This is a genomic window from Chamaesiphon sp. OTE_8_metabat_110, assembly GCF_031382685.1.
Taxonomy (GTDB): Bacteria; Cyanobacteriota; Cyanobacteriia; order Cyanobacteriales; family Chamaesiphonaceae; genus Chamaesiphon.
Window position 1 is genome coordinate 1 of record NZ_JANMZA010000139.1, and the last position, 2,282, is coordinate 2,282.

A 2,282-nucleotide genomic window follows, 5' to 3' on the forward strand; every position below is an offset into this window, starting at 1 on the left:
ACGATGTTGGACATTGAATCAGCATCTACAGCCGATCGAATCTTCAACTGACGATGTAGTTGTTGCGGCAGGTACAAAGTGACCTTTTGCTTGTCTTCCATACGATTCTCAACTGCTTTACCCGGGTATGTCTCCACTTTAATCGGTCTAAACTTGACTGTCAAGCTGGCATAGAGTTTTAGCGTCACATCTTAACATTAGTTTACAAAGGCTCCGATTCAGACGATTTTTGACGATAGAGCAATTCCAGGGGAAGCTGGTCGGGATCGGCGATGAAAGCCACTTCATAGACAGTCGCACCAATGATTTGCTGAGTCGGTGCCAGCAATATTTTCGGTGCTGTTAAGCTAGCTGTTTGTAAAGTTGTGGCAAACTCCGCTAGCCAGGTTGTCAAATTTGCAGCTAGATCCGTCAGGTCGAAAGACAGGTGATAATAGCCCACATAATGCTCGTCATTGAAGGCATCGGGCGCTGGCTTGGATTCGGGAATTTGAATCAATTCGATCCTACTGCTGAGTCCCGCCATCCAACAAGCCAGCGTATAGCCAGTCGTAAACCGCTCGGTAATGGTAAATCCCAAACATTCGTAAAACGCGATCGATCGATGGATATCTGCCGTGCGGATAGAAATGTGATGCAACATAGACAGTGGATAGTGAATAGTGGATAGTGGATCGCGAACGATAGTAGCGTCAATAATCTACCTAAAATAATTGGTTTTCCCAATTCCTACTCACTATCCACTATCCACTATTCACTAATTAAGGTGACATCCGAAAATAAGGATACTGAATCGGAATCCCTGGTTCCTTTTCGAGGTCGAAATTAATTACTTTCCAACAGGGTTCATCGTTAGCTGCGGGGCTAAATTCGACGGGCAGCCCAAATAGTCGGGGGATTGTCGGCTGTTCGGTGGCGCTACCACTCCAAGGGTGATGGCGATTTTCTTTGCCCGCATTGTCCCCGACGAGATAACCACCGATCAAGTCGCGATAGCGTTCGGCAATAATTACCTTAGTAGCGCGGTAGCCTTGAGTGTAAAGCTTATCCAACGCGTCATGAATCTCAAAGCGAATCCCGTCGGGATGGGTGTGTTGGCGGTACCATTCCCCTTCCCACAGACACCAATGTCGGCTCGATTGCAGGTGGACTAATTCGCCCGTGTGCGGATCTGCTTCAAAAGCCCCATGTCGAGAGCATAAATAAGTATCTGTCAGTGTCAGAGCGGAAATGGTTTGCCGACAATGGGGACACTGAATCTCTGGGCCAAAAATGGGGTACTGAAGAGCAAAGTTCATGTCAGGAGCGCAGCAGGTAAGATGCCTGTGCGGGATGAGGGAAAAGCAGTTGCGAGCTTTGGGTGTGCTTTCTTGCATTATACTTGACACTCCCCGATCGGCGCGAGGATCGCTAGGGAGAATCAAACTGGTGGCTGTGGCAAAATTTTGAAATCAAAATCGCGATTAGAGTGTTTTGACAGATTTGTGGGAATGATAATGCTATCCTAAGTGCGTTTATTTAGTATCAATGGCTCCGCTTGCGGGCATTGTTACTAGCCCCAGTAGTTAGTCGTTCGGACGTTTGCGAGATCTTACCCTCTATTTGATGGCTCTAACATATGGATGAATTGATTTTACTGTGAAGCCGCACCCGATCTGCTGACTTACCTCGGTAGCGATCGCGGAATATGCGTAAATTCACAGACTGATATCTCGATGGAGAATTATGGGTAAAATAAGATCGAACTAATTACTTCAGGTCAAAGATGTCGTAAATTATTAGTTATTATTTTAGCAAATATCATATATCTATTTAAACTATGATATACGATTTTATCTGCTTGAGATTGGCTTTCTATATGACTTTATCGGTTGAAAAAGTTTTCTCAGCCGACAGGATACCGCCAGCAATTATGGGATTGCGGCAGGGATAGTCATGCAATCTTAGCTTTTGCTTCGGTAACGGCTTTGCCACGAAATTTTAAATAATTGAAGTCAAGCTAGGATTCAACCAATTATTGAAAAGTTGATGTTAACCTTGGCTACAACCAAGATATAAAAATATCTGTTTAGGAACAGGAAAATGGACGACAACAAGCAGCAGATTATTCACTACTTTATTGAAGAAGCACAAGAACATTTAGAGACAGTAGAGCAAGGACTACTAGATCTGGCAGAAGTGATCTCTGATGCCGAGCGTGTCAATGAAATGTTTCGCGCCGCTCACTCGATTAAAGGTGGTGCCGCAATGTTGGGTTTTGAAGGTATTCAAGCAACCGCCCA

Annotated in this window: 3 protein-coding genes and 1 pseudogene; 1 reads left to right on the plus strand and 3 read right to left on the minus strand. The window is 44.9% G+C overall.

Annotation, left to right across the window (positions count from 1 at the left end; all coding sequences use genetic code 11):
* From RMO52_RS04825 to RMO52_RS04835, 3 genes and pseudogenes are all read right to left on the minus strand, one after another.
* Positions 1–188 (minus strand): annotated as a pseudogene (locus RMO52_RS04825) (hypothetical protein); the annotation flags it as partial.
* A gap of 14 nt (positions 189–202) precedes the next feature.
* Positions 203–643 (minus strand): VOC family protein, encoded by a 441-nt coding sequence (locus RMO52_RS04830; protein WP_396134888.1) that lies wholly within the window; start codon positions 641–643, stop codon positions 203–205.
* Positions 644–761: 118 nt separating this feature from the next.
* Positions 762–1,298, minus strand: coding sequence for a TIGR02652 family protein (locus tag RMO52_RS04835; protein WP_310411403.1), 537 nt, complete (start codon positions 1,296–1,298; stop codon positions 762–764).
* A gap of 784 nt (positions 1,299–2,082) precedes the next feature.
* Here RMO52_RS04835 and RMO52_RS04840 point away from each other — a divergent pair.
* On the plus strand, positions 2,083–2,282 hold a 200-nt coding region (locus RMO52_RS04840), incomplete at its 3' end, for an Hpt domain-containing protein (protein ID WP_310411399.1).